General features: G+C 62.1%; 19 protein-coding genes and 1 pseudogene. 3 read left to right on the plus strand and 17 right to left on the minus strand.

Features of this window, described 5'->3' with window-relative positions; all coding sequences use genetic code 11:
• Nucleotides 1-53: 53 nt before the first annotated feature.
• Genes DC31_RS02045 through DC31_RS02055 form a run of 3 tightly spaced genes read left to right on the plus strand, consistent with a single transcriptional unit; the run spans nt 54 to nt 3,836 of the window.
• A complete protein-coding gene (locus DC31_RS02045; protein ID WP_036276412.1) occupies nt 54-1,121 on the plus strand; it encodes an LLM class flavin-dependent oxidoreductase in 1,068 nt (355 codons plus the stop codon).
• Between the two features lie 27 nt (nt 1,122-1,148).
• Nucleotides 1,149-2,051: an alpha/beta hydrolase gene (locus tag DC31_RS02050; RefSeq protein ID WP_036276415.1), complete on the plus strand. Its 903-nt coding sequence runs from the start codon at nt 1,149-1,151 to the stop codon at nt 2,049-2,051.
• 57 nt (nt 2,052-2,108) lie between these two features.
• Nucleotides 2,109-3,836 carry a helix-turn-helix domain-containing protein gene (locus tag DC31_RS02055; protein ID WP_160173190.1) on the plus strand — a complete coding sequence of 576 codons (1,728 nt, stop codon included), beginning with the start codon at nt 2,109-2,111 and terminating at the stop codon, nt 3,834-3,836.
• 82 nt (nt 3,837-3,918) lie between these two features.
• On the opposite strand, the gene DC31_RS02060 is transcribed toward DC31_RS02055, so the two are convergent.
• From DC31_RS02060 to DC31_RS18970, 17 genes and pseudogenes are all read right to left on the minus strand, one after another.
• Nucleotides 3,919-4,647, minus strand: a complete 729-nt coding sequence (locus DC31_RS02060; RefSeq protein WP_081813679.1) for an ABC transporter ATP-binding protein — start codon at nt 4,645-4,647, stop codon at nt 3,919-3,921.
• Nucleotides 4,640-5,377 (minus strand): ABC transporter ATP-binding protein, encoded by a 738-nt coding sequence (locus tag DC31_RS02065; protein WP_036276419.1) that lies wholly within the window; start codon nt 5,375-5,377, stop codon nt 4,640-4,642. Before DC31_RS02065 ends, DC31_RS02060 begins: the two co-directional genes overlap by 8 nt.
• Nucleotides 5,374-6,287 (minus strand): annotated as a pseudogene (locus DC31_RS18965) (branched-chain amino acid ABC transporter permease). Before DC31_RS18965 ends, DC31_RS02065 begins: the two are co-directional and overlap by 4 nt.
• Nucleotides 6,272-6,865: a branched-chain amino acid ABC transporter permease gene (locus tag DC31_RS02080; RefSeq protein ID WP_036276425.1), complete on the minus strand. Its 594-nt coding sequence runs from the start codon at nt 6,863-6,865 to the stop codon at nt 6,272-6,274. The pseudogene DC31_RS18965 and the gene DC31_RS02080 overlap by 16 nt, the downstream one beginning before the upstream one ends.
• Nucleotides 6,866-6,870: 5 nt before the next feature.
• Entirely contained in the window at nt 6,871-7,158 is a 288-nt protein-coding gene (locus DC31_RS19815) for an ABC transporter permease subunit (protein WP_036276426.1), read from the minus strand.
• A gap of 69 nt (nt 7,159-7,227) precedes the next feature.
• Nucleotides 7,228-8,418, minus strand: coding sequence for an ABC transporter substrate-binding protein (locus DC31_RS02090; protein WP_081813684.1), 1,191 nt, complete (start codon nt 8,416-8,418; stop codon nt 7,228-7,230).
• A gap of 225 nt (nt 8,419-8,643) precedes the next feature.
• Nucleotides 8,644-9,735: a zinc-binding dehydrogenase gene (locus DC31_RS02095; RefSeq protein WP_036276429.1), complete on the minus strand. Its 1,092-nt coding sequence runs from the start codon at nt 9,733-9,735 to the stop codon at nt 8,644-8,646.
• A 133-nt stretch (nt 9,736-9,868) separates the two neighbouring features.
• On the minus strand, nt 9,869-10,720 hold the full coding sequence (locus tag DC31_RS02100; protein ID WP_036276431.1) for an SDR family NAD(P)-dependent oxidoreductase: 852 nt from the start codon (nt 10,718-10,720) through the stop codon (nt 9,869-9,871).
• A gap of 7 nt (nt 10,721-10,727) precedes the next feature.
• Nucleotides 10,728-11,891, minus strand: a complete 1,164-nt coding sequence (locus DC31_RS02105) for an acyl-CoA dehydrogenase family protein (protein ID WP_036276433.1) — start codon at nt 11,889-11,891, stop codon at nt 10,728-10,730.
• Nucleotides 11,892-12,188: 297 nt separating this feature from the next.
• Nucleotides 12,189-12,344 carry a hypothetical protein gene (locus tag DC31_RS18350; protein WP_160173192.1) on the minus strand — a complete coding sequence of 52 codons (156 nt, stop codon included), beginning with the start codon at nt 12,342-12,344 and terminating at the stop codon, nt 12,189-12,191.
• A 587-nt stretch (nt 12,345-12,931) separates the two neighbouring features.
• Entirely contained in the window at nt 12,932-14,119 is a 1,188-nt protein-coding gene (locus tag DC31_RS02110; protein ID WP_036276435.1) for a thiolase family protein, read from the minus strand.
• Nucleotides 14,119-15,309 carry a bifunctional 2-methylcitrate synthase/citrate synthase gene (locus tag DC31_RS02115; RefSeq protein WP_036276438.1) on the minus strand — a complete coding sequence of 397 codons (1,191 nt, stop codon included), beginning with the start codon at nt 15,307-15,309 and terminating at the stop codon, nt 14,119-14,121. Before DC31_RS02115 ends, DC31_RS02110 begins: the two co-directional genes overlap by 1 nt.
• A gap of 3 nt (nt 15,310-15,312) precedes the next feature.
• Nucleotides 15,313-16,215 (minus strand): methylisocitrate lyase, encoded by a 903-nt coding sequence (prpB, locus tag DC31_RS02120; RefSeq protein ID WP_036276440.1) that lies wholly within the window; start codon nt 16,213-16,215, stop codon nt 15,313-15,315.
• 106 nt (nt 16,216-16,321) lie between these two features.
• Nucleotides 16,322-17,839: an MmgE/PrpD family protein gene (locus DC31_RS02125; RefSeq protein ID WP_036276442.1), complete on the minus strand. Its 1,518-nt coding sequence runs from the start codon at nt 17,837-17,839 to the stop codon at nt 16,322-16,324.
• Nucleotides 17,836-18,510, minus strand: a complete 675-nt coding sequence (locus DC31_RS02130; protein ID WP_036276445.1) for a GntR family transcriptional regulator — start codon at nt 18,508-18,510, stop codon at nt 17,836-17,838. Before DC31_RS02130 ends, DC31_RS02125 begins: the two co-directional genes overlap by 4 nt.
• 153 nt (nt 18,511-18,663) lie before the next feature.
• A complete protein-coding gene (locus DC31_RS02135) occupies nt 18,664-19,029 on the minus strand; it encodes a VOC family protein (RefSeq protein ID WP_036276448.1) in 366 nt (121 codons plus the stop codon).
• A gap of 208 nt (nt 19,030-19,237) precedes the next feature.
• Nucleotides 19,238-19,489 carry an EamA family transporter gene (locus DC31_RS18970; RefSeq protein ID WP_235201270.1) on the minus strand — a complete coding sequence of 84 codons (252 nt, stop codon included), beginning with the start codon at nt 19,487-19,489 and terminating at the stop codon, nt 19,238-19,240.
• Between the last annotated feature and the right edge of the window lie 293 nt (nt 19,490-19,782).

Genomic DNA, 19,782 nt, shown 5'->3' on the forward strand with positions numbered 1-19,782 from the left:
GCCCTTGGTCCTTCTCGTCCTTGGTCTGCCTGTCATCTATCAAAGGAGATGGTATGAAGGTTCACCTGAGCAACATCATGCAGAACTACAACAACGCTCGCGACGACTGGGACGTCTTCACCGATGCTTTCGCCATATCGGAGGCGGCAGACAAGTACGAGTATGAGAGCGTTGGCTGCGTCGAGCACCACTTCGACCCGGGATACTCGATGTGCCCCGATAACACGCTCTTTCTTTCGCATCTCGCGGCTCGTACGAAGAAGATCAAGATGCAGACTAGCGCCGTCATTCTTCCGTGGAACGATCCGCTTCGCGTGGTGGAGAAGATCGCACTTCTCGACAACATCGCAGATGGTCGTCTGATCTTCGGCATCGGCCGCGGCCTGGCGCGACGGGAGTTCGAGGGCTTCGGTATCGCGATGGACGAGTCTCGTCAGCGCTTCGACGAAGCTGCGGAAATGGTCATCCGTGGCCTGGAGAGTGGATATGTCGAGAACGACGGTGAGTTCTACAAGCAAAGCCGGGTCTCGATCCACCCCAAGCCAACCGCCACCTTCGCCGGACGAATGAGCGGCGTCGCGATGAGCCCGGATTCCGCGGTCGCTGTCGGAAAGCTCGGCATCGCGATGATGGCGTTCGTGCAAGGACCTGTCGAGACGATGCACCTTCCGATGATCGAGCAGTACCGAGACGCCTACCGAAGCACGCATAGTGCCGAGGCTCCGCCGGTGATGATGGTCGACCTCACCTACTGCCACCGCGACTCGGATGAAGCGGCAAAGGTCGCGAAGGAAGCCGTCGCGAATTACTACATGACGTGCATGGAGCACTACGAGTTCGGCGGTCGCCACTTCGAGAAGACCAACGGCTACGCGTCGTATGCGGCCGCGAAGGATGCCATCGATTCACTGGGCATCGATGCAGTGGTCGATGCCTACGTCAACGGGCAGATCTGGGGAACTCCTGAGGAGATGATCGAGCGCCACAAGGAGCGAAAGGAGATCGTCGGGGACTACGAGCCGATCATGGTCTTCCAGTACGGCGGACTCTTCGGCAAGCAGGCCGAGGAGAGCTTCAAGCTCTTCAGCACCGAGGTGCTGCCCGTACTTCGGTCTATGTGAATCACGTCACGACGAGAGTTGAAACAGATGCCTAGCAATGAAACGACCCGAGTACGTGAGATCTGGAGCGAGCTTCTGGCAGCGCTGGCACCTCCTGCGGGAATCCCCGAGTACCGCGAGGGCTGGAACGCGATGTGCGCGGATTTCCCGATCCCGGAAGGAACGGTCATCGAATCCAGCGAACGTGGTGGCGTTCCCGTGCTCATCGTCACCGCCCCAGGGGCCGATCCGAGCACTACTATCCTGTGGGCACACGGGGGAGGATATGTCTTCGGATCTGTTGTCAGTTACCGCGCGTTCGCCTCGGCGCTGTCAGCCGCGTCCGGCAGTCAGATAATCCTCCCCGACTATCGACAGGCCCCAGAGAGCTCCTACCCTGCGGCGCACGACGATGTCGACCGCGTCTATCGCGCACTCTTGGACGAAGGACGTTCCCCGTCGTCGATCGTGCTCGGCGGCGACTCCGCAGGCGGCGGGCTCACGGCGGGCGTCATGCTCAGATTGAAAGACGCAGGCGCCCCCATTCCAGCCGGCCTCATAGCAGTATCGCCCATCGCCGACTTCACCTTCGCAGGAGAATCGATGGTGTCGCGCGAGGAAATCGACCCGATCGGCTCCCGCCCGATGCTTGAGGGGCTCGCGGGGTTGTACCGGGCAGACGCCTCCGCGACAGAACCCTACCTCTCACCGATCTACGGGGACTGGGCAGGAGCTCCGCCATTGCTCGTACTCGTCGGCAGCGATGAGGTGCTCTTCGATGATGCGAAGCGCCTCGCAGACGCAGCCAAGGAGGCTGGTGTCGCGTCTCGACTTATTGTCGGTGAAGGTCAGGCCCACGTGTGGCCTATTTTTCACAGCTTCCTCCCGGAGGGTCGGGTTGCTGTGGAAGATCTCGGGGCATTTGTGCGTCAGGTGACTGACGTCGCGTGATCGCGGGTGAAGGGGATCGGCGCCATGCTGATCCCCTTCATCGTTCATGGTCGACTGATGTCGACCAAAGTCTTGACAGCGACCTTGCGTCGTGACAAGTTTCACAAGCGTCCTGATCGCCCGGCATGGATCGGCGCGACAGTGCTAGCCATTGACAGCGAGGTCAAGATGGATCCGTCACCTGAAACTGTGATCGAATCGCAGCTCGTCGACTTTCTTCATCGGCGACAACGCGACTTCGCGCAGCTCAACATCATCCTCACGCCAACAGTGGCCGCGTCGTGGCGACGTTCCTTTCAGCGCGGCCTCGACGCATCTATTCTCGGGTCCCCCGTGTCAAGAGACGCACGCGGCTCCTCGGATCTGATTGAGCATGCGAGTTCTGTCCTGGGACCGCGTCATTCCGAGATCCTGCGCAGCGACGGCTGTTTGACTTTGACCGACGCAGACGGATTGATCTTGCAGCAGTGGGAAGGCAACACTGGGCTGCTCGAACGCATGCATTCCGCGCATCTGTTACCGGGCTTCGTCGCCGCCGAGGGCGTGATCGGTACGACCAGCGCAATCACCCTGGAGTCCCACGGGCCGGTAATCGTCCGTGGTCCCGAGCATTTCGCCGATCAGTTCAGCGACATCACCTCGTCGGGAATGGTGATCACCCACCCCGTCACACGAGCTGTGATCGGAAGCCTCCACCTCACCAACGATGTGGTCAGTACCAGTCCCCTCGCTCTGAATTGGGTGACGGAACTCGCGCGACTCATAGAAGAGTCCTTGCTCAACATGGCATCGCGCGAGCAGTGTCCTCCGGGACGCGAACGACGGCAAGAGCCCCCGCGTATGCAAGGTGCCGTCACGTGGCGGTATGGCGAGCGAGAGACGACGATCGACGAGTCCGCCGCCGAGCCCTCCCGAGGTGCAGTTGCGCCGACCCTGGTCGGCGAAAGTCTCGCGTGGCGATCGGTGCGGCGTCAGCTCGAGCGCCTCGAATCTGACTCCTTCCTGTTGGTGGGAGAGCCCGGAACAGGGAAGCGATCGCTCGCCCGAGTGATCGCGGGTTCCCCGGCCCTGGAGATATCCGCTGAAGCATTCGACTCGGCGCGCATCAATGACTGGTTGCGCGCCTCCGTGCGTAACGGATCGACCACTACCTCACTCATCATCCGACAGCTGGAGCGCCTGTCACCACGTCGGGTCGAGGATCTGCAGGGCCTGCTTACCGAGGTGCACCCCGCCGTTCGGGTGATAGCGACAGCGAATGTCTTCCCAGGCGCGGCCGCATCGGTGGACGCAGCCATGGAGTCAATACCGCATGTCGTCGCGGTGCCGCCTCTGCGCGATCGACGCGACGACATCCCGCTCCTTTTGCAGGAGATGACTCAAGCGATCCTCGCCCGTCGCGCGGATCCGCGAATGGTGGTGCGCTGGATGCCGGACTCGGTGGCGGCGATGACAAACATGGATTGGCCGGAGAACTTGATCGCCCTTCAGCGCATGGTCGGGCAAGTGCTTCGGACCGTGCGCACGAACTACATCCGCGCCGAAGATCTACCAGAGGAATTTTCTGCCCACGCGAAACGACGTCGTCTCGTTGGACTGGAGCGCATCGAAGCACACGCGATCCTCCAGGCCCTCCACGACACGGAAGGCAACAAACTCGATGCCGCCCGCCAACTGGGGATCGCCCGATCAACGCTCTATAGAAAAATGCGCGCCCTCGGCATTGACGAGAATGCGGTCAGACTTGAGGTCCAGGACCAGTCTGCGTCCCTCCGACGCTCCTAGGAACGAGGGACGTGATAAGCGTCGGGATGCGCTGTGAGCCAGAGTGTCGCTCCGACCGAGGAGCGTCCGAGTGGCGACGCTTCTATACGGCGTCGTCAGCAAGTCCGAGGAACGCCTCGAGCACGCGCGGGTCGGATGCGACTTCGTCGACCGGACCCTGCAACGTGATCCCGCCCTGATCAAGGATGTAGGCACGATTAGCAACACCGAATGCAGCGCTCGCATTCTGCTCGACCATCAGAATCGACAGCCCCCCACTTGCGATCTTGCGAATCGACTCGATAACTTGGTCGACAAGCGCCGGTGAGAGCCCCATCGATGGCTCGTCGAGCAGGAGCGTGCGCGGCTCCGACATCAACGCACGTCCGAATGCAAGCATCTGCTGCTCACCACCGCTCAGAAGCCCCGCCGGGGATCGGAACCGCTCCGACAAGATCGGAAACATCTCAAGCGTCTCCTCAAGGAGCGTTTTGACCCTCGAGTTGTCCCGAACCGTATAGGCGCCGAGCCGCAAATTCTCCTCGACAGTCAGCGGAGCGAAGATCCTACGTCCCTCAGGAACCTGAGACAGATTCAGACGCGCGATCCGCTGCGCGGGGAGGCCGGTGATATCGGCGCCATCAAGATGCACCGTGCCCGAACTGATCGGCACGAGACCACTCAGAGCACCGAGCAACGAGCTTTTACCCGCACCGTTCGGACCGACGACGACGACGACCTCGCCCCGGGCCACACGCAGGTCGACATCACGCACTGCGTGCACCCTGCCATAGTGGACATTCACGCCACGTGCATCGATTGCATCAGCCACGGTCGCCTCCCAGGTAAGCGCGCTGCACCTCAGGGAGCTTAGCGGTCGCTTGCGGTTCGCCCTCAGCGAGCAGTTTTCCGAAGTTGAGCACGACGAGCCGATCCGAGATGCTCAGCAGCATCCGTAGATCATGCTCGATGATGAGCATCGTCAATCCGTCATCGTGTAATTCACGCAGGATCTGGGTGATCTCGTCGCGCTCCGCGTGATTCATCCCCGCTACGGGCTCGTCGAGGAGCAGGAGTTGCGGCTCTGTCGCGAGCGCCCGCACGATCTCAACGCGCCGCTGCGTTCCGTATGACAACGCACCTGGTAGTTCATCTCGGATCGGGTCGAGCGCAAACCGTTCCATGAGTTCATCGACGATCACCGAGGGCGCCCTTCGCTCACCAGCTGACCCGGTGCGGCGATCCTTCTGTTCTGCGGCGACCATGATGTTCTCATGCGCTGTCAGATCGGGAACCAATCGAATCCCCTGAAACGTTCTCGCCACTCCCACTCGGCTCAATCGGTACGGATTTAGCTTCGATATGGGCGCCCCCTGGAAGGTGACCTCACCCGAGGTGATCTTCGTCACACGACTGATCGCATTGATCATCGTGGTCTTGCCCGACCCGTTCGGCCCGACGACTCCACACAGTTCGCCCTGTTCAACCGAGAACGACACTCCGTCCAGTGCGCGGACGCCACCGAAGTGGACCTTGACATCGTCCAGAACGAGCGCGCTCATCGCTGCGCCGCCTTTACGACATCTGAGCCTGATTTTCGCTCGCCAGAGCGTGAGCTGATCAGACGAATCGACCATTGAACGACACGCTTCACGATTCCGATCACTCCATCCGGTTGATAGACGACAATGAACAACACGACCACCGCCTGCAGAATCAGGCTCCAGTTGCCGGCGCCCGCCAAATACAGCGGCAGTGCGCCAATGAGTACTGCGCCGACAAGTGGTCCCGCCCAGTACAGCGTCCCCCCGACGACGAGCACCGTCAATGCTTGGACGACCATGCCAAAGCTGATGTTTGCCGGACCGAATACCCCGGTCGTTGAGACCTGCACGAAACCGGCCGCCGCACCGACGGCCGCGCTCGCTGCGAACGCGCCCGCCTGATTGCCATTCGTATTGACCCCGAGCGAAGCTGAAAGCATTTCGTCATGTCGTACTGCGGCAGTTGCCCGTCCCAGCTTTCCCCTGCTTGTCACACAGGTGAGCACGATAACGACCGCGACGATAGCGAGCATGAAACCCATCGGCAGACGCGCGGGACGCCGAATAGACCTTGCGCGCCGCCGGTGTAGGTATCCCACGACATGGCGACAGACTGGATGAAGAGAGTGAATGCCAGCGTCGCCATCGCGAGGTACAGGTGTCGCAGTCTGGTGAGTACCGGTGAGATCAGCAGGGCGACAATCAACCCGATCAGCACTGCGAAAACGAAGACGAGCGGCCACGCCCAGCCTGCCTGCAGGAGATTCGCCGAGAGATACCCGCTAATGGCGAAGAAACCAATGGTGGCGAATGAGAAGACGCCAGCTCTCAGCGCGATATGCACGCTGTAGCCAAGCAGGGCAAGAACTGAGATATTGCGCAGGAGCGGCGCATTCGCTGTGAAGAATTCGATCATGCTCGTTGCCATGCCCTACTTGCGATGCCTTGAGGCCGGAGGATGAGGAAGGCCATGATGATCGCGAATACAACCACGTCGCGCATGCTTGAGATCCAGTACGCTGCAACGAGCGTCTCGATCATCGCGAGACAGAATGCCGCGACCACAGTGGCCCCGATGCTGCCGACGCCGGCGATGATAATAATCGCGAATGCCTTGAAGAGCAGTGATTCGCCCATATGCGCGTCGATGGCGTTGCTATGGACAGCCAGCAACACCCCTGCAAGACCTGCCATTGCACCGGCCCCAGCCATCGTCGCCATCGAGAGTCGGTCTGTCGAGACGCCGAGAAGCGTCGCCATATCGCGGTCGACGGAAAGCGCACGAAGCGCTTGGCCTTGCTTGCTCCGCTTGATGAACCATGCGACAGCCCAAGAGGCCAGGGCCGCGCAAATCAGTATGATGATCTGGATATTCGTGATGCGCACACCCCACACCACATAGCTTTCGACCACGAAGGCTTTCTGCGGAAAGCCGTGTGGCTGATTCTGCGTAATCTGGCTGGCGATCGCAATCAGCAGTGACGACGTAGCGACCGTGGCGATCACTGTCGCTAGGGTCTGTTGGCCTTCATCACTCGACTGCGACGGATCCGACGGAAGATGAGTATCTCCATGAGAAACCCGATCGCCGCACACACGAACACGGCGATGATCAGCACCAGAGGGAAGGGCAGTTCAGGAACGGTGGTGGTCAGCCACCATGCGGTCAGCGCCCCGGCCATGAACACGGTCCCGTGTGCGAGGTTGAGGATATTCAAGCCCGCCCACGAGATGCTCAGCCCGAGCGCGAACAACGCATAAATAGCGCCGAGCGATAGCCCGTTAAGAATATATTGCATGGATTTTCTCTCCGATTTCGAGTCGGAGGGACGGTATCGCTACCGTTCCTCCGACTCGTCTCGTACTTCCTACTGTCCGGGTGCGAGCGTCTCGTGACCATCGCGCCATTCGATGACGAATCCCGGGGTCACAGCGCTACGGTTGTCGAAGGTGATCGGATCGGCCTGCGCGCCGGCGAAGCCTCCTGCTTTTGCCACTTCGGCGAGCCCGGCGAGCACGCCCTTGCGAGACGAGTCGCCTGACGCTTCGATGGCAGCGCCGATGAATCCGAAGGCATCGAAGGTCTCAGCGTGGAATGTGTTGGGCTGCTCGCCTGTGGCTTCTTCGAAGGCCTTGGTGAATGCGCGTCCAGACTCATGTGGCAGGTCTTCCGATCCGACGAACGAGGAGTAGTAGATGATCCCGTTCGCCTGGTCGTCGTCGAGGGCCGACAGTGCACCCGCTCCGATCGCCGTACCTCCACCGATCGTGCCTTCGAATCCCGCGCGCCGAAGTTGCGTGATGACAGCGATGTTCTGGGAACCGATGGCATGCACATGGATGAAGTCCGGATCCCCCTCAAGCAGCTTCGTTACGGCTGTTGTGAGATCGGTCTCCGTTGACGTGCTCGACACCGAGTTCAGAAGTTCGATGCCCACATCGTCGAAGGCTGCGGGCAGCGCTTCTGCCGCGACCTTCACCGTGGCCGCATTGTCCGAATCATAGAAAACCGCAGCAGTCTTTGCGCCAACGACGTCCGCGATGTACTTCGCGTAGGTCGGTACGAAATTAGGCTGCGGTGGTGTGATCCGCCAGATGGCGTCACCCGTCTCAACGACACCGTCGCCGCCCACCTGTACATTGATCACCGGAAGTCCCGCCTCCTGAGCAAGCGGCGCGATCGTGAGAGCCTCCTCGGTGAGGACTCCGAAAATGACAGCGTCCGTGTCATCGAGGATCGCATCATTCATCAAAGACGCTGCGGTGCTCGCCGCGGACGCAGTGTCACGCACCACCAGGTCGATCGTGCGGCCAGAGAGCCCGCCGTCAGCGTTGATCTTCTCGACCGTGAACTCCGCCGAATCCTTGATGGCCTCTCCGTAGAACGCCGCAGGACCTGTGATGTCCGCCAAGACGGTGATCTTGATCGTTGAGTCATCATCAGCGCCAGGCTCTGACGTGCCGGCGGCGCATGCCGTCAGCGCCAACGCGATCGTCGCGCCGAACGCCACGAACGCCATCCTCGTGCCACTGATCTTGCCTACACTTCTTCGTGTCATCGCAGTACTCCATTGCTGCTGTGAGGTTGAGACGCGGTTCAAACCCGTGTCTCTCGCAGCCGGCTCTGGCAGCGAGTTTCTCCAGCGTAGCGCATCAGTCGACTGTAGTCGACCGTTGTAGACAGAACACAAAGGAACCGTATATCCGCCATCGGGAGACTGCCCTACGCCCGGAACGCGCGCCGAAAGCGCCCGCTTTCACGCGAATGCGTCGATATCGTCGGTTCAGAACGACGTGATGACGGAGCGGATCACGCCCCCACGGGCGAGCTGCTCGTATGCGTCGTCAATGTCACCGAGCGATATCTCCTGTGAAACGAGGTCATCGAGATTGAGCCGTCCCTGAACATAGAGGTCGGCGTACAGGGGGATATCGTGCTTCGGGTTGGTCGAACCCATATGCACGCCGACGACGCTATTGTGCGCGCGAAGCATCGGGAGCGAACTGGGAAGCTCGATCTTGGCATCAGGTTTCGCAAGGCCCACGAAATATGCGCCGCCCCCTGACCGCACCATCTGGACGGCCTGCTGCTGCGTGGCCTCGAGCCCGATCACCTCGAACGCATGATCGACGCCGCCATTGGTAAGGTCGAGGACTGCCTGAACGGCGTCCACGTCGGCGCCATTCACTGTGTCGGTGGCTCCGAATCGCTTCGCCGCCCTGAGCTTTGTGTCGTCGATATCGATCGCGATAATGCGTAGTGCGCCCGCAATCCGGGCACCGCTGATGGTGTTCAACCCGACACCGCCGGTGCCGATCACCGCGACCGTGTCACCGACTCGCACCTGCGCGGAGTTAATCGCGGCACCTGCGCCGGTGACGGTCGCGCAGCCGAGAATGCTGGCTTGGGGGAAAGGGATCTGCTTATTCACGACGGCGAGCTGATTCTCGTGCACAAGTGCCTGCTCGGCGAACCCACCGATTCCGTACACCTGGTTCAGTGGTCCCTCATCAAAGCTCACCCGTGGAGGCATCCCGACCCCGCGAAGGGTCGCTCCTTTGTTGTTGCATGCGTACGGCCTTCCGGCGACGCAATCGGCACACAGCCCGCAATATTGCACGAGGCACGCCACGACATGATCGCCGACGTCGATCGTTGTCACATCCGGGCCTATCGCCGCCACGATGCCCGCTGCCTCGTGGCCAAAGACCGCAGGCATGACGATGCCGAAATCGGTCTGGGCCAGATGTACATCGCTGTGACAGAGCCCGGAGGCTCGCACTTCGATAAGCACTTCCCTGCCGCGCGGATCAGCGATCGAGACCTCTCTGGGTGTGAATCCGAGTCCAAGGCCGAATGCAATAGATGCCTTCATGGGTGAAACTTTCTCTTCTTTCCGACGCGTGCTTTCGGCCCGGCTGCCGTACATCACGTTAGACCTACCTAAAAGGAAACGTGGAAAGGCCCGCACGCGGCCGGGGACCCCTGGCTGCGTGCGGGCCTTGAACTCACGCGCTCGCTCGTGCTCCGTTCGAGAACTCCTCAGCGGCCTTCACGACATCGACGCCGAAGCTGCCCTGTGTAATGGCGGTGGCGCCGCCGTCGATAGGCACGACGACTCCAGTGACGTATCGAGAGAGTTCGCTCGCCAAGAAGACGACCACGTCGGCGATCTCCTCCGGCAGTCCGACGCGACCGATTGGAAGCTTCGGACCGAGCTCCTGCTCCAAGTAGCGAAGGAACTCGCTCGCGTTCTCCGCCGGCACCCCGAAGGCGTTCGCCATGATCGGCGTCATGATGGTCCCGGGGGCAATCGCGTTGGAGCGGATGCCGAGCGGCGCGAGTTCTGCCGCCGCCTGGTGGATGAGCCCGATCACAGCATGCTTGGAGGCTGTGTAGGCTGCGCCTGCCCACCCACCCTGCAGACCAGCCGTGCTGGAGGTCGAGACGATTGTGCCGCCGCCCCCCTGCTTCTGGAACTGCTTCGTCGCATACTTGTGGCCAAGTGCCACGGATCGGGTAAGCAACGCGAGCGTTCGGTCGAATCCGTCCGCATTGAGATCAGACATCGGCGACACATCACCCTGATTGCCCGCATTGTTGAACATGACGTCCAAACGTCCGTAAGAATCTACCGCCGCGGCAATAATCGCCTCGATCGCCTTCTCATCAGTGACATCGGTGTGCACGAACACCGCCGCATCGCCGAGCCTGTCGGCGACGGCTCGCCCGTTCTCATCGGCGATATCGCCGATGACCACTCGCGCGCCCTCGGCAACGAATCGCTCGACAGTCGCGAGACCGATGCCGCTCGCTCCTCCGGTGATGACGGCGACCCTACCCTGCAATAGACCTGTCATGATGCCCCTAGCCAACTCGGTAGTGGTCAATGATGGCCGGTGCCGCTTCGACAACCTTGTGATGGTCGACGTGAGCGTGCTGTTGCGCAACAAGACTATCTAGCAGTGCCCGACCAAGTGCCGATCCGTCTCGAACCGGCGAGGTACCCGCCCATCTGAAAGCGAACTCCACGACCTCACGAGAGACCTCGTGGACGAGGTTGCCTGCTTGGAAGAACCGGGCCTTGTCGAAATCGTCCATCTCCTCGCCTGATTCGATCTTCACGCGGGCGTTCTCGATGTTGCTCAGGGTGAGCGCGCGCACCGCTTCGAGCCGGGATTCATGGTGCGCGAACTCGTAGGTGAAGCGTGCCTGGTCAATGATCTTGTCATGACCTGGGACTTGCCTACCCGCATCTGCGATCTTCACGATCTCTTGCAGCGCGTGTTTCGCGTTACCGATCGACACCGCCGAATGATAGGCAATCGCCGTCGACCCGAAGTCCATCCGGCCACCCGCTCCACCACGCAGTGGAACGTAATCGACAGGGCTGAAGAAATACTGTTCAGGGACGAAGACGTCGTTGACTTCAAAGTCGACGCTGCCACTACCCTTCAAGCCGAAGACATCCCACCCACCGGTCACGGTGACGTGCTCACGCGGTACGAACCCAGTGACGATCTTGTCTGTGCCATCGATGAACGCGCCCGCTGCGAAGTGCGTCGCATGAAGAACACCGCTGCCGAAACGGTACTTGCCCGTGAGTCGGTAGCCGCCCTCCACGGGGACCGCGACGCCGGACGGCCCTGCAAAGCCCGAAGTGCGGGCGCGAGGGTCACGTTCGACGAAGAGCTCACGGACAGCATCGTCACCAAGTCCGACGCTCGAGTAGCCATTGAAGCCCGCTAGCGTCATATATGACCATCCAGTAGAGGCATCGTAGCTCGCAACCTCTTCGAAGAGCTCAAACCGCTCGCGCATAGATGCGTCTTCACCGCCGAGCTCAGTCGGCACGGCGAACCAGTACAGCTCCGCTTCGTCAAGCGCGTCGATGACCTTCTGACTAATCTGGCCTGCCGACTGTGTATTCGCGGCCTCGGCACGGATGAGGCTCTTGAGCGACTTGGCTCTGTCGAGCGGCGCGGCGAGTTGCTTTTTCACTCGCTCTAGCGGGCTAATAACATCGGTCATGGCTGGCTCCAGTTCGTCGGCGGATTACAGGTTTCCCCACCTGATCGCGGGCGTCATCGCCCCGATATCTCTAACTTTGCATACCGGGCTATCCGGAGTCAAGGTCATTGTCGACATTGGTCGACAATGACCTTGACTCCGGATAGAATGGGCCACAAATATCCTCCGCAGTTGCTGTATTCCGATGCTCCATCCGCTCACCGAACCCGCAAAATCAGCCAATATGGATGACTGTGCGAGAAGCTCAGCGGAAGACTCCGGCATTCGCTCGATGTCAAGCTGTGTGGAGTCACGGGGTCAGCTCGTGGTTGCTGCTTTGGGCAGGCTAATGCCGATTTGGTCGGCGAGTGATGGCGTGACGGGCCGGCCGTGGAAGCGTTCGGGGTGGGTGTCGTAGTAGCGCTGCAGCGCGTGATCGCGCTTGTGCCAGACGTGTTTTTCTGCCGCGGGCAAGCGTTGCCCACATTTGCCGACCGTACCGGCTGCGTGTCGGACTCACGCAGACCGGCAGCTCGATGGTGTGCTGAGCCATGCTCTTGAACGCGGGCAATAACAGGCAATAAACGGTGGGCTCACGGCTCCAAACACTCAGTGAACCCGCCGGGATGATGTCGAACTCGCCTACGACTTGTTAGCGGGCGGCGGACATCACGTACCGACATTCACGAAGTGCTCCGCGCCCGTGAGCTATCGTACGAATCCGGAGATCTTTCCGCGGAGCTTGACTAGCCTGATTTCTCACTCCGCTTGGTTGTTATTGAAGGGGACGGTGAAGTCTGCGGCAACGCGCAGCTCATCGCCTTCAATATGTACCTAACCGGTTGGAGAGTGTCATTGATTTAGCGTGATCTTCCAGCATCAAGCCCCACAAACACAGGTTTCCTTGCGTCCGCTGGTCCTTCCCGTGGCGCAACGATTTCGGACCGACAAGTGTACCGTCCTCTGTGGAGGAAGTAATCCGCCAACGAGGACTGATTTTCACGCCGTCCGAGTTCGTTTCTGTCGCTATGCAGGGTATTGCCGCCTGAACGGACGCCCCCTTAGCCGCGCTTGAGCAGCGCCGCGAGCGCCTGCCCGCCACCGATGCACATGGTGACGATGGCGTACTCGCCACCGGTGCGCTGCAATGTGAGTGCGGCGCGCACGGTCAGGATCGCCCCGGTCGCCCCGACAGGGTGTCCGAGTGCAATAGCCCCACCGTAGGGGTTCACCCGAGCGGGGTCGAGCTCCGTATCGCGGATCACCGCAAGCGCCTGCGACGCAAAAGCCTCGTTCAGCTCCACGGTCGAGATATCCGCAGGCGTAAGCCCCGTCTGTTTGAAGAGCTTCTTCAGCGCGAGCGTGGGTGCGTAGCCCATGATCTCTGGCTCAAGAGCCGCAGTGGTGATTGCTTCGATGGTCGCCAGCACTGGTGCACCCTCGGCGCGAGCGTCCGCTTCGCGCATCAGCACTGTGGCCGCGCCACCATCGTTGATACCAGATGCGTTGCCGGCTGTGACCGTGCCATCGTCGGCGAACGCTGCACGCAAACTGGCGAGCCCTTCGAGCGTCGTATCCGGGCGTGGGTGCTCGTCCTTCGAGACCTCGACCGGCTTGCGACCGGAAGTGGTCACGGAAACGATCTCCTCGGCGAACGCCGCCTGTGCAGCGTCCGTCGCGGCCCGGCGCTGCGACTCAAGGGCGAAGGCATCCTGCTCAGCGCGACCGATTCCAAAACGTGAAGCCACATTCTCGGCAGTAACACCCATGTGCTTGTTCGAGAAAGGGTCGGTGAGGATTCCGACGGTTCCGTCGACAAGAGTCCTGTCCCCCAGTCGATCATTGAACCGCGCGTTGAAGTCGTAGAACGGCATTCGCGTCATGTTCTCCGCACCGCCGGCAACTGCCACGTCGATCCCACCCCAGAGCAGCTCCTGCGCCGCCGACCAAATCGCCTGCAGACCGGAGCCGCACAGCCGGTTCACCGTGAACGCCGGAGTGTTCACATCAAGCCCGGCAGAGAGCGCGATCCGACGCGAGATGTAGGCGTCGCCCGCGACCTGGCCGATGGTTCCGATGATGACCTCGCCGACCCGATCGGGAGAAACACCCGAACGCTTGAGCGCCTCAATCGTCGCGGTAGCACCCAGCTCGTGCGCAGCAGTCTCCTTGAACGCACCGCCGAAGCGTCCCACCGGGGTGCGAGCACCGGCAACAATCGCAACCTTTTCGCGCGGCGAAGAAGCCATCAGCCAACCGCCTCCTCAGCCCGCTCCTGCACCTCAACCGCCGCAGTATCGGGCACATACTCCTCGATGTGCCGCTCATCCGGACCGTTGTACGCCGACAACGGCCTGATCAGCGCGTTCGACGCCTGCTGCTCGAGGATGTGCGCGGTCCACCCCGTAATGCGCGCCGCGATGAACAGCGGTGTGAACGTCAGAGTGTCGTAGCCAATCAGGTTGTACGCCGGGCCCGAGGGGTAATCGAGGTTCGGGTAGATGCCCTTCCGCGAGACGAACTCGCCCTCGAGGGTGTCATAGAGCTCGGCGACATCCGGACGGTCATAATGCGCGACCAGAGTGTCGAGCGCTGCCTTCATCGTCGGCACGCGCGAGTCGCCGCGCTTGTAGACGCGGTGGCCGAAGCCCATGATCTTGCGCTTCTCGGCGAGCGCGGTGTCAAGCCATCCCGAGACCTCAGCGGCCGAACCGATCTCATCGAAGATGTGCATCACAGCCTCGTTGGCTCCACCGTGCAGCGGACCCTTCAGCGCGCCGATCGCGCCGACGACCGCCGAGTACAGGTCGCTCAGAGTCGAGGTGATGACGCGCGCGGTGAACGTCGATGCGTTGAACGAGTGCTCGGCATACAGGATCATCGAGCGGTTGAACGCATCGACCACGACAGCATCCGGCTCTTCGCCGAACGTCAGCCACAGGAAGTTCGCGGCGTAGTCGAGGTCATCACGCGATTCGACGATCTCAAGACCACGACGACGACGCTGGCCGTACGACACGATCGCCGGGAGCGTCGCGAACAGCTTCAGGCTCCGCTCCAAATTCTCAGAAGGCGTGCCGACAGCATCCAGAACGTTGCTGATCCCCGCCGTCTCGATCGCGCCGATCACGCTGACCGCAGTACGTACCTCGTCCATCGGGTGCGAGTCGATCGGCAGGCGATCGATCGCCTCCTTGACAGCGGGCGACAACGCACGGTTGGCGCGCTCCGTGGCGCGAAAATCCGCCAACTGCGAAGCAGACGGCAGCTCGCCGTGCCACAGCAAGTAGGCAACAGCCTCAAAAGGCTGGGTCGCCGCCAGCTCCTGCACCGGGTAACCGCGGTACAGCAGGCTGTTCGTCTCGGGGTTGACCTTGCTGATCGCCGTCTCGTCGGCGACGACCCCCGCGAGGCCCTTTTTGATGTCGTTGTCAGCCACTGCTTACTCCTTCGTAATTGTGAAGTTGAAGACGCCAGAGTCGAAATGGTTGTACGACTCGTAATCGATCAGGTCATAGAGGTCGGCGCGGTGCTGCATCTCGCCGAGCGTGCTGGTGAGATGTCCTTGCTCGTTCAGCGTATCGAGGCCACGGCCTGCCGCACCCATCGCCAAACGTAAAAGAGACACCGGCCAGATCACGATGTTCACACCGACATCCCGCAGCTGGTCGACCGAGAACAGGTCGCTCTTGCCGAACTCCGTCATGTTCGCCAGGATAGGCACGTCGACCGCCGCACGGATCGCCGCGAACTCCTCCAGCGACCGCATTGCCTCGGGGAAGATCGCGTCAGCACCCGCATCGACGAGCGCCTTCGCCCGATCCTTCGCAGCCTCCAGGCCGTCGACGGCGGCGATATCGGTGCGCGCCATGATGAGGAAGTTCTCATCGCGACGCGCGTCGACGGCGGCACGGATGCGCTTCGCCGCAGTACCCAGATCAACGACAGCCTTGCCGTCGAGATGACCGCATCGCTTCGGGTTGATCTGGTCCTCGATGTGGGCACCGGCGAGACCGGCATCCTCCAGCGTCTGGATGGTGCGCGCGACGTTCATCGGCTCACCGAAGCCGGTGTCAGCGTCGATGATCGCGGGCAGCTCGGTCATCCGCGCGATTTGCTGACCGCGGCCAGCAACCTCGGTGAGCGTCGTCAACCCGATGTCGGGCAGGCCGAGGTCAGCAGCGAGCACGGCGCCCGAGATGTAGACGCCCTCGAAGCCCTTCTGCTCGATGAGCCGGGCCGACAGCGGGTTGAACGCACCAGGAAAGCGCAGCAGCTCACCGGTTGCGAGCCGCTCGCGGAACAGTCGCCGCTTCTCGGCGGGCGTGGTTCTGGCGTACAGCATCAGTCCACTCCTTCCGAGATCTCGCAGAACAGCACTGAACTCGCAGAGATTCGGCGAGAACGTGCGAGAAGCGTGTTGTTCTGCGAAGCGCGTGCCGGGGCGCCCATCAGAACAGACCCTTGGTAGACGGCTCGGATGCCACGACACCAGGCTTCGCGATGATCGAGAGCTCTGCGACCTCGGCAGCGGTGAGCTCGGGAAGACGCTGCACGAGCGAGAGGAACCGCTCGATCTCAGCCTCTTCGAGAACCGGAGCAGCGAGCAGGCGGAACTTCGCGATGTAGTTGTCACGAGCGAACGGCCGCGCACCCAGCGGGTGAGCATCCGCGACCGCGATCTCATCCACAACGACAGTGCCGTCCTTGAGCGTGATCTCCACTCGTCCGCCGAAGGCCTTCTCGCTGATGTCGTTCGAGTGATAGCGACGGGTCCACTCGGCATCCTCAAGCGTGGTGACCTTGTTCCACAGCTCGACGGTGTCGGCCCGCGCTGCCCGTGAGGGAGCGTACGAGTCAACGTGGTGCCACGAACCATCCTGCAGCGCGACAGTGAAGATGTACGGAATCGAGTGATCCAGCGTTTCGCGCGAAGCGGTCGGGTCGTACTTCTGCGGGTCGTTCGCGCCGGAGCCGATCACATAGTGCGTGTGGTGCGAGGTGTGCAGCACGACCGACTCGATGGCTGTGGTGTCAATGCCCTCACCGTGCAGCTTGCGGGCAAGGTCGATCCAGGCCTGCGCCTGGTACTCGGCCGAGTGCTCCTTCGTGTACGTGTCGAGAATGGCGCGCTTGGCCTCGCCCGCGGCGGGCAGCGGCACCTCGTATGCGGCATCCGGGCCATCCAGCATCCAGGCGATGACGCCGTCTTCACCCTCGTAAATCGGCGAAGGGCTGGTCTGGCCGCGCATCGCACGGTCGACTGCTTCGACGGCCATCTTTCCCGCGAAGGCCGGGGCGTGCGCCTTCCAGGTCGAGATCTCGCCCTTGCGGCTCTGACGCGTGGCCGTGGTGGTGTGCAGCGCCTGCGAAACGGCCTGATAGATGGTCTCGGTGTTCAGGCCGAGAAGGGTTCCAATGCCGGCGGCGGCCGATGGGCCGAGGTGGGCGACGTGGTCGATCTTGTGCTTGTGCAGGCAGATCGCCTTCACCAGGTCGACCTGGATCTCGTAGCCGGTCGCGATGCCGCGGACGAGCGCGCGACCATCGGCGCCGACATGCTGCGCGACCGCGAGGATCGGCGGGATGTTGTCGCCGGGGTGCGAGTACTCGGCGGCGAGGAAAGTGTCGTGGTAATCGAGTTCACGCACCGCAACACCGTTGGCCCACGCCGCCCACTCGGGGCTCGTACGCTTGTCGAGCGGGGCACCGAATACCGTCGCGCCGTTTCCGCCGGTGGATGCCGGGTGGCTGAAGGCCTGGTCGCGTGCAGCGATGATCGGACCGCGAGTCAGGGATGCTGCGGCCACAGAAGCGTTGTCGATGATGCGGTTGATGATCATGTCGACGACATCCTGCTCGACCTCGACGGTGTCGGTGGCAACCTCGGCGATCTTCCAGGCCAGCTGCCCTTCGCGGGGCAGGTCTTCTTCACTCTTGTAAACGCGGACGTGGTGGTTAACGGTCATGACGGTCCTTCACTGTCAGAGGGGAGGGAATCGAGAATGCTGGTGAGGGCGTTCCGCAGGTGCACGTGCGTGGCGTGGGCGGCAAGGTCGCCATCGCGTTCGGCGAGTGCCTCGGCGATGAGTCGATGCTCAGCCACGGATGCCGTCAGCCGCTGCGGGTTGTCGCGCGACAGGCGCCGCACCCGCACGAGGTGCGTGCGAACCGTGCGCAGTGCGGATGCGATGTAGTCATTATCGACGGCGGCATCGACGGCGCGATCGAAGCGGGCGATGAGCGCGTAGTAGTTGTCGCGCCCTGTTTGAGCATTGAGGGATGCTCCGGCGTCCGCGAACTCGGATGCAAGTCCCGCGAACATCTCAGCGTCGCCGCGTTCGGCTGCGAGACGCGCGGCGGACTCCTCCAGCGCACGACGAATCTCGAACAACGAGCGGATGTCGTCCGCGTCGATGTCGGTGACAACGGTGACCCGCGGCGACTGCTGTTCGACGAGCCCGTCCGCACTGAGCTGTTGCAGCGCTTCGCGTAGCGGCGTGCGGCTGACGCCGAGGCGAGCAGCCTGCTCGACTTCGGCAAGCACTGTGCCGGGAGCGAGGTCGCCGGACTGAATCTCTTCGAGCAACGTCGCATAGGCGCGATCGCTCGCTCTGGTTCGCTCGACTACGGTGCTCACATAGCTAGTGTATACATAAATCGCTTCGGAGGAGCCTATCGGCGATCCGAAGCGACGCAACGTATACAGACGGGCGCTCTGATCCCGCGCATTCAGGTCGCAATCGCTGCCGCCTGGCGCGTGGCGGAGCGACGAAAATCGCGACGCGAACGATCAGCCTGCGTCGGTAACCCCTTCGTACAGCCCGATCGAGTTGCCGTCCGGGTCGACGATGACAGCCCACCAGCTCGTCTCGCTGATCGGCTGCTTGTCCATGGCCACGCTCGCCCCGGCTCCCACAGCCGCCGTAATCGTCTCGTCGATCGAGTCGACCTCGACGTATGAGCGCGGCTGGCTGAAGTCTGCGCTGCGCGGGGCGAGCCCGCCTCCGCTGATCTTGTTCGGTGCCTGCCACATCGGATAGTCCTCGAACCCGGGGATCTCCGCAATCTCCCAGCCGAACAGCCCGGAGTAGAAGGCCTTCGCCCGGGCCATGTCCGTGACGGGGATGTCGATGTGGGTGATGTCGCCGTGTGCCATTTCGGTTCCCTTTCCTGCACGTGATCCGGCTCCGTTCGAACGCCGGCATCGCAAGTCTCACCCCGTACCGGGCTGAGATCAAGGGGCTTCTGCGCACCGCCCGCCCGGGCTTTCGGGTCGCACTTCTTGCCGCTTGGAGGGGCTTGAAGCGGCAAGACGTGCGACCCGAGCATGGGGCTCGGCCCGGGACCTGCGACCGGCATGGGACTCAGCCCGGGAGCACCGGATCTCCCGCTACGGATGCCGCGGGCTCGCCGAGTTTCACGACGACGACGCCCACCAGCACGAGCGCCGCCCCGATGCCCTGCAGAAGGTTCGGCAGCTGGCCGAGCAGCAGCCAGCCGAACAGCAGCGCAGCGATGACCTCGGCGAGCGCAATGAACGACGCCAGCCGCGAGCCGAGGAGCCGCGTCGATGCGATCCCGAGCACGTAGGCCAGCGCTGTCGCGATGATCCCCATGCCAGCACAGGGACGAACCACGGTGCTGACCAATACCCAGGCCCGAAGCGGTAGGCGACGTCATCCGTGTTCCAGGCCATCGGGAGGATGCCAATCAGACCCGCAACAGCGAGCCCGACCGCGCCGACGAACAGGCCAGACCCCGCAAGCACGATCGGCGGTAGTCCGGTGCCGCTTTTCCCCGACAGGATGAAGTACGCCGCAGCCCCCACCATCGCACCGAATGCCCAGAGGATGCCACCGACATCGACGCTGCGACCGGAGAGTACGTCGAGCATGAGAACGAGACCGAA

The organism is Microbacterium sp. CH12i, assembly GCF_000685355.1.
GTDB lineage: Bacteria > Actinomycetota > Actinomycetes > Actinomycetales > Microbacteriaceae > Microbacterium.